Origin of the sequence: Exiguobacterium sp. s39, from assembly GCF_018618925.1 — a bacterium.
GTDB lineage: Bacteria > Bacillota > Bacilli > Exiguobacteriales > Exiguobacteriaceae > Exiguobacterium_A > Exiguobacterium_A abrahamii.
Genome location: NZ_JACSNA010000008.1, coordinates 1 through 7,713 on the forward strand (window position 1 = coordinate 1; position 7,713 = coordinate 7,713).

6 protein-coding genes and 1 other annotated feature are annotated in these 7,713 nt (G+C 47.8%); of the genes, 5 read left to right on the forward strand and 1 reads right to left on the reverse strand.

Annotated features, from left to right (window positions below; translation table 11 throughout):
* Positions 1–199 precede the first annotated feature (199 nt).
* Positions 200–1,666, forward strand: coding sequence for an IMP dehydrogenase (guaB, locus tag KNQ11_RS16465; protein ID WP_214772671.1), 1,467 nt, complete (start codon positions 200–202; stop codon positions 1,664–1,666).
* 42 nt (positions 1,667–1,708) lie between these two features.
* On the opposite strand, the gene pdxR is transcribed toward guaB, so the two are convergent.
* Complete coding sequence (gene pdxR / locus KNQ11_RS16470) at positions 1,709–3,157, reverse strand: MocR-like pyridoxine biosynthesis transcription factor PdxR (protein WP_353049822.1); 1,449 nt, start codon at positions 3,155–3,157, stop codon at positions 1,709–1,711.
* Between the two features lie 71 nt (positions 3,158–3,228).
* Between pdxR and pdxS the strand changes: the two genes are divergently transcribed.
* The 4 genes from pdxS to serS all read left to right on the forward strand — a co-directional run bounded on the left by pdxS (position 3,229) and on the right by serS (position 7,574).
* The gene (pdxS, locus tag KNQ11_RS16475) at positions 3,229–4,116 is read left to right on the forward strand and encodes a pyridoxal 5'-phosphate synthase lyase subunit PdxS (protein WP_214772673.1); all 888 of its coding nucleotides are present in this window, start codon (positions 3,229–3,231) and stop codon (positions 4,114–4,116) included.
* The gene (gene pdxT, locus KNQ11_RS16480) at positions 4,110–4,688 is read left to right on the forward strand and encodes a pyridoxal 5'-phosphate synthase glutaminase subunit PdxT (RefSeq protein WP_064299183.1); all 579 of its coding nucleotides are present in this window, start codon (positions 4,110–4,112) and stop codon (positions 4,686–4,688) included. Before pdxS ends, pdxT begins: the two co-directional genes overlap by 7 nt.
* Before the next feature lie 91 nt (positions 4,689–4,779).
* The gene (locus KNQ11_RS16485) at positions 4,780–6,015 is read left to right on the forward strand and encodes a D-alanyl-D-alanine carboxypeptidase family protein (protein ID WP_214772675.1); all 1,236 of its coding nucleotides are present in this window, start codon (positions 4,780–4,782) and stop codon (positions 6,013–6,015) included.
* Between the two features lie 12 nt (positions 6,016–6,027).
* Positions 6,028–6,235 (forward strand) — a binding site (T-box leader).
* Positions 6,236–6,296: 61 nt separating this feature from the next.
* Complete coding sequence (gene serS, locus KNQ11_RS16490; protein ID WP_050679050.1) at positions 6,297–7,574, forward strand: serine--tRNA ligase; 1,278 nt, start codon at positions 6,297–6,299, stop codon at positions 7,572–7,574.
* Positions 7,575–7,713 lie beyond the last annotated feature (139 nt).

Here is a 7,713-nt window from a genome sequence, read left to right on the forward strand (position 1 = left end):
CGAAAGTAGTTGGGGGCTTCCCCCTGTGAGGATAGGACGTTGCCAGGCACTTGACCGATCTGCAGATTGCAGGTCGGTCTTTTTGTGTTATGTGAAACTTCAGACTGTTCTGATTATTGGTCGAGTCATTGACATGACACCCTCTGCTTGTTACCATAACATCAATATTCTTTTATAAAAGAGAAAGCGAGTGGATAACATGTGGGAGAACAAATTTGCTAAAGAGGGTTTGACGTTTGATGACGTCTTACTCGTACCCCGTCGTTCGAGTGTCTTACCGCGCGACGTTGATTTATCTGTCACGCTATGTGAAGGGATCACACTTAATATTCCGTTGATCAGTGCTGGGATGGATACCGTCACAGAAGCACCGATGGCAATCGCAATGGCACGTCAAGGTGGTCTTGGTGTCATTCATAAGAATATGTCAATGGAAGAACAAGCAGAACATGTCGATCGCGTCAAACGTTCTGAAAATGGTGTCATCACGAATCCGTTCTATTTGACGCCAGAGCGTCAAGTCTACGATGCTGAGTATTTGATGAGTAAGTACCGCATCTCTGGTGTTCCAATCGTTAATAACGAAACAGAGCGTAAATTAGTAGGGATTTTGACGAACCGTGATCTTCGTTTCGTCAAGGATTACTCGACTGTCATTGAAACGGTGATGACGACAGAAGAACTCGTGACAGCAAAAGTTGGTACGTCCCTTGCCGAAGCAGAACAGATTCTCCACAAACATCGCATCGAAAAGTTACCACTCGTTGATGAGAACGGTGTATTAAAAGGATTGATTACGACAAAGGATATCGAAAAAGTCGAACAGTATCCACATGCTGCGAAAGATCAGTTCGGACGTTTACTCGTCGCAGCAGCTGTCGGCGTAACGAAAGACGCTTCGACGCGCGCGAAGTTCCTTGTCGATGCAGGTGTCGATGCACTCGTCGTCGATACGGCACACGGTCACTCAGAAGGTGTTCTTCTCAAAGTACGTGAACTTCGTGAAGAATATCCAAACTTACCAATCATTGCGGGTAACGTTGCGACGGCAGAAGCAACACGCGATTTGATTGAAGTTGGTGCATCTGTCATCAAAGTTGGTATCGGACCTGGTTCGATCTGTACGACACGTGTTGTCGCAGGCGTCGGTGTACCACAAATCACAGCCGTCTTCGATTGTGCGACAGAAGCACGGAAACATGGTGTCTCGATCATCGCTGACGGTGGCATCAAGTATTCTGGAGATATCGTAAAAGCACTTGCTGCTGGCGGTCACGCTGTCATGCTCGGAAGCTTACTTGCAGGAGTAGAAGAGAGCCCAGGTGAGATGGAAATCTACCAAGGTCGTCAATTCAAGACATACCGTGGTATGGGTTCTGAAGCATCGATGAAACGCGGTAGCCAAGATCGTTACTTCCAAGAAGCAGACAAGAAGTTCGTTCCAGAAGGAATCGAAGGACGTGTCGCTTACCGTGGTAAACTCGGCGATTCGGTGTACCAACTCGTTGGTGGTATTCGTTCAGGTATGGGATACTGTGGTGCTGCAACGTTAGAAGAATTGCGTGAAGAGACACAGTTCATCCGTATGACGGGCGCTGGTTTGCAAGAGAGCCACCCGCACGATATTCAAATTACAAAAGAAGCATCGAACTATACACGTCAATAAACAAAAGCCTCGTCTTTCTCTAGTAGAAAGGCGAGGCTTTTTTCATGATGATTTATGCAAATCCCACGCGTCCATCAACAATCGTAATCCTTCTATCAACTCTTGCTCAGATAAACTCGCAAATCCAAGGACGATTTGAGGCGTATCAGAGAGAAGCGGTAACTGGGCGTATTGAGAGAGACCATATACTTGGATGCCTTGTTGTTGTGCCCGCTTTACGAGCTCCGGCTCCGTCATCCCGTTCGCTACGGAAACGACGACATGGAGTCCCGCACTTTCGCCGGTCAATCGTAAGGCAGGAATCCGGCGAAGTGATTGGATTAAGACGTCGAGCTTGCGACGATAGACTTTACGCATCCGGTTGAGATGTCGTTCAAAGTCGCCCTCTTTCATGAAGCGCGTCAAGATCGTTTGATCAAAGCGCGAGACACTACAGGTATAGTGTGATAGTTCTGTTTGATACCGTGCGCGTAAGACTTCGGGTAAGACCATATAACCGATCCGTAGTGAAGGCATGAGTGATTTTGAGAAAGTACTCATGTAAATGACACGATTGCTGTCCATGTTGTGCAAAGACGGAATCGATTTACCGCTGTAGCGGAATTCGCTATCATAGTCGTCTTCGATGATAAAACGGGTCGGATCCATCGCTGCCCAGTTTAACAACTGATGTCTTCGGTTGACGGATAAGATGCTACCGGACGGAAATTGATGTGCCGGTGTGACATACATGACATCGACGTTTGATTCCTGTAAGTGATCAATCCGTAATCCATTCGCATCAACACGAATCGGTTCAATCATGCGTTCATGATTTTCAAGTAATAGGCGTGTCGTATGATAACCGGGATCCTCGATACCGTACGTGACGTCGCGTCCCAGTAAGAAGAGGACGAGCGGCAACAATTGCTCGACACCTGAACCGACGACGATTTGTTCAGGAGAACAGACGACACCACGAGAATGATAAAGATAGGTCGCAATCTCTTCGCGTAACGCTAGATCGCCTTGTGGATGACCGAGTGAGACAAGTAGGTGGTGATCGGTATCGATGATATCTTTGGCATACTTTCGCCAACGGGCGAACGGGAAAGAGATCCCTTCAATCTTACTTGGATGAAAATCATACGTGATGATCGGTTTTTCTTTAGTCACACGTGGTTCGATGACGGGTGAAGTTTTGACGTAAGCGAGTTCCTCATAGGCAAGAACGAAGTAACCTTTACGTGAGATGGATTCGACATATCCTTCTGCGACGAGTTGTTGGTAAGCAAGCTCAATCGTCGTTTGACTTAAGTTCAAAAATTGACCGAGTTTTCGTTTGGATGGTAATTTCGTGCCGTATGCTAAACGACCGGCAATGATTTCATTTCGGATCTGTTGATAAAGCTGTTCATAAAGTGGTTTTTCCTGGTTGCGCGTGAGTTGAAATGATAGCATGTCCATCTCATCTGACTCCTTCTTTGTAAACTGACCTGTTGAAATCATCATAAACTGATACTTTTAAAAGTGTCAACGTTCCGTATACTAAAGGAGTGAAAGTCAACCAAGGGGGAATGGATATGGAACGTCAACAAGGAACGGATCGTGTCAAACGTGGAATGGCTGAAATGCAAAAGGGTGGCGTCATCATGGATGTCGTCAATGCGGAACAAGCGAAGATTGCGGAAGCAGCAGGTGCTGTTGCAGTCATGGCACTTGAACGTGTTCCGTCTGATATTCGTCGTGATGGAGGCGTCGCACGAATGGCAGATCCGTTGATTACGGAAGAAGTACTCGGAGCGGTCTCAATTCCCGTCATGGCAAAATGCCGGATTGGTCATATCGTCGAAGCACGTGTTCTCGAATCGATGGGGGTCGATTTCATCGATGAGAGTGAGGTCCTGACTCCGGCAGATGAACAATATCATTTACTGAAGTCGGAGTTCACTGTGCCATTCGTCTGTGGCGCACGTGATCTTGGGGAAGCCGCTCGTCGCATCGCAGAAGGAGCAGCGATGATTCGGACGAAAGGCGAGCCTGGGACTGGGAACGTCGTCGAAGCTGTTCGCCATATGCGACAAATTCAAGCACAATTGAAGCAGATTTTACATGTCAGTCCAGATGAATTGATGACATTTGCGAAAGAATGGGGTGCGCCGTACGAAGTATTACGTGATATTCGGACACAGGGACGTCTACCGGTCGTCAACTTTGCAGCCGGTGGAGTCGCGACACCAGCTGATGCCGCACTCATGATGCACCTAGGGGCAGATGGTGTCTTCGTCGGATCGGGGATCTTTAAATCAGAACACCCAGAACGTGTCGCTCGGGCGATTGTCGAAGCCGTTACGTACAAAGATGATTTTGAACGGATCGCGTCTTTATCCAAAGGACTCGGAACAGCAATGAAAGGAATCGATGTCACATCGATGCCGTTTGAGGAACGGATGGCGACACGCGGATGGTAATCGGTATTCTTGATGTTCAAGGAGCGGTCCGTGAACATCGACAGCAGCTTGAAGGTCTTGGTGTCGATGTCGTTCTCGTCAAACAAGTGAGCGATCTCGATGGACTCGATGGACTTGTCTTACCAGGAGGCGAATCGACCGCGATGCGTCGATTGATCGAACGCTATGAATTACTGGAACCGCTTCGGGAAAAAGCGACGACATTACCGATGTTCGGAACATGTGCCGGAATGATTTTACTCGCAACCGCTGTCGAAGCAGGTCAGAGTCATCTCAACGCGATTTCGATGACGGTCCGTCGAAATGCCTTCGGTCGACAAATCGATTCATTCGAAGGATTGTTACCGGTTGAAGGGATTGAAGAGCCAATCGAGGCAGTATTCATTCGAGCGCCATTGATTCTGTCTGTCGGGGAAGGAACACGAGTGATTGCGAAAGTCGAAGACCAGATCGTTGCCGTCGAGACATCATTACACCTCGCGTGCTCGTTCCACCCTGAATTGACAGAGGACGATCGCTTGCACCGCTATTTTTTACAAAAAATCAAACAGCGGCAGTCCGTCCGTTCATAAAGCGTGGAAGCATCTGACAGGTTCTACTGTCAGGTGCTTCTTTTGTGCTACACTATTCGTAAAACGAATGATTGAGTGAAGGAGAGACACGATGAAACGAATTTTACTACTCTGTTTAAGTGTGCTCCTAGTCGTAGGATTTCCTACAGCGGGACAAGCAGCACCTTCGATTCAAGCAGAGTCTTACATAATGGCCGATGCGGTCACAGGAAAAATCCTCCTTCAATCGGAAGCAGATGTTTCGTTGCCCCCTGCTTCGATGACGAAGCTGATGACGCTCTACCTCGTCAGACGACAAATCGAATTGAAAAAACTGACGTGGGATCAAAAAATCACGCCGAGTGCAAAAGTGTTAAAGCTTGCGAAGACGTCCGGAATCGCGCGTGTTCCAGTTAAAGCTAAAACATACACGGTTCGCGAGATGTATAATGCGGCGTTCATCAAATCGGCCAATGATGCAGCGGTCATGCTAGCCGAAACTGTCGCCGGTTCAGAAGCGACGTTCGTTGAAAAGATGAATGAGACAGCAAAACAGTTCGGAATGAACGACACGGAGTATGCGAATGCCTCTGGTCTAGATGCTGTCGATGCAACCCTTCCAGGAACGAATTTGATGACAGCGACCGATATCGCCTTACTCGTCATTCGCTACATCAAGGATTACCCGGATGCACTGGATGTGACGAACAAAACACAGATGAAACTTGATGGAGAGGTATTAAATAACTCGAATAAGATGCTGACGAAGGAAAAATTCGCATATGCCGGCATGCGGGGGATGAAGACCGGAACGACTGATTTAGCCGGTTATTGCTTCGCTAGTGTGACGACGCGGGATAATATGACGCTTGTCACGGTCGTCATGCGAACGGATTCCGATCAAGCCCGTTTCAAGGAAACGAAAAAGCTACTCGACTATGGTTTTGCGACGTTTGAGCCATTGACGTATTACGGAAAAGGGGAACGGATCAAAGACGTTCTTCCGATTAAAGGGGCAACCGTCCGAAAGCTAGACGTCGTCACGGACGGTTCGTTATACGTTACGGTCTTAAAACAAGCGGAGACGCGGGAACCACGGTTCGACTTCTCCAAAACAACGGCTCCCGTAACGAAACAAGAAGTCGTTGGGAGGGTGCAGGTCGCGGACGATGGGATCTATCTACCAGGATTTGAGACACCCCGCGTGAATTTATATAGCGCAACTGCGGTTCCACTTGCGAGTGTTCCGACACGTCTTGTCCGTGCTTGGACAGCGTGGTCGAAGCAAATTGAACAAGCGATTCAACAATCGACTCTTGTCAACTTCCAAGGCGATGGTGTAAAGTAAGACTAATCTCATAAAGATGCTATGAACGGACCAAGTAGATGTATCGATACTGTTAAGAGAGCTAGTGGGTGGTGTGAACTAGTCAGATCGATGGATTGAATCGAGCCGGATCGCACACCTTGCGAACAAGGTGCGGGTACGCCCGTTATCGCGTCTTAAGTTGGCTAGATGTGTCTAGCAATGAGGGTGGCAACGCGGATCCAGGTGATTCGTCCCTTTTCGGTAGGAATACCGGAAAGAGACGAGTCGCCTTTTTTTATGACATAAAGGAGGAATTACAGATGATTGATATTAAACGATTACGCCAAGATTTTGACGCCATTCAAGAAAAGTTAGCGCACCGAGGAGAGGACTTGACGGACATGAACCGTTTCCTCGCACTTGATGAGAAACGCCGAGAACTAATTGCGCGGACAGAAGTATTGAAAGCAGAACGAAATGAAGCAACGAAAAAAATCGCTGAACTCAAGCGCAATAAAGAAAATGCGGATGAAGCGATCGCTGCGATGCGTAGTGTTGGAGACGAGATCAAGACGCTTGACGACGAGTTACGCGATGTTGAAGCGACATTGAACCAACTGCTCCTCGGTATTCCAAACATTCCACATGACAGCGTACCGGTCGGTTCTTCTGAAGACGATAACGTTGTCTTACGTGAAGTCGGTGACAAACCAGCGTTTGACTTCGAAGCAGTCCCGCACTGGGATTTGATGGAGCAATTAAAAATCGTCGATGTCGAGCGTGCCGGAAAAGTAACAGGTAGCCGTTTCGTCTTTTACCGCGGAGCGGGGGCACGTCTTGAGCGGGCATTGATCAACTTCATGATGGATCTTCACCAAGATCAGCATGGCTACACAGAAATCTTGCCACCACTCATGGTCAACCGTGACTCTATGACAGGAACAGGACAATTGCCGAAGTTCGAAGAGGATGCCTTTAAGATTGAAGAGACGAACTACTTCCTCGTACCGACAGCAGAAGTTCCGGTGACGAACATGCACCGTGAAGAAATCCTAACAGCAGATCAGTTACCGATCGGCTATGCGGCATACAGCCAATGTTTCCGTTCAGAAGCTGGTTCTGCCGGACGCGATACACGCGGTTTGATCCGTCAGCACCAATTCAATAAAGTTGAACTCGTTCGTTTCGTCAAACCAGAAGAATCTTACGAGCAGCTCGAATTGTTAACAGGACAAGCGGAAACAGTCTTGAAAAAGCTAAAACTTCCGTATCAAGTATTGAGCATGTGTACAGCTGATCTCGGATTCACGGCTGCGAAGAAATACGACATCGAGGTCTGGATGCCAAGCCAAGGCGTTTACCGTGAGATCTCTTCTTGTTCAAACTTTGAAGATTTCCAAGCACGTCGGGCGCAGATTCGTTTCCGCCGCGAAGCGAACGCAAAACCAGAATTCGTTCACACGTTAAACGGTTCTGCCCTTGCAGTCGGTCGGACAGTTGCTGCGATCTTAGAGAACTACCAGCAAGCGGATGGATCAGTTGTTATTCCAGAAGTGCTTCGTCCATACATGGGTGGTCTTGAAGTGATTCAAGCTTAAGTCAGAAGGGGGAGTAATCCCCCTTTCTGTATTTTAAAAAGTTTTTTTAGAAAAGGTCTTTACACGTTAAAAGGCAGATGCTATCATAATTAATGTCAGGAAAACAGGCAGGTCATCATTGATCTTGTAAGAAGTACGG

Bases quoted from the DNA above. Each gene is read 5' to 3' on its own strand.
- guaB (WP_214772671.1), top strand. From the start codon at position 200: ATGTGGGAGAACAAATTTGCTAAAGAGGGTTTGACGTTTGATGACGTC.
- pdxS (WP_214772673.1), top strand. From the start codon at position 3,229: ATGGAACGTCAACAAGGAACGGATCGTGTCAAACGTGGAATGGCTGAA.
- serS (WP_050679050.1), top strand. From the start codon at position 6,297: ATGATTGATATTAAACGATTACGCCAAGATTTTGACGCCATTCAAGAA.
- KNQ11_RS16485 (WP_214772675.1), top strand. From the start codon at position 4,780: ATGAAACGAATTTTACTACTCTGTTTAAGTGTGCTCCTAGTCGTAGGA.
- pdxR (WP_353049822.1), bottom strand. From the start codon at position 3,157: ATGATGATTTCAACAGGTCAGTTTACAAAGAAGGAGTCAGATGAGATG.
- pdxT (WP_064299183.1), top strand. From the start codon at position 4,110: ATGGTAATCGGTATTCTTGATGTTCAAGGAGCGGTCCGTGAACATCGA.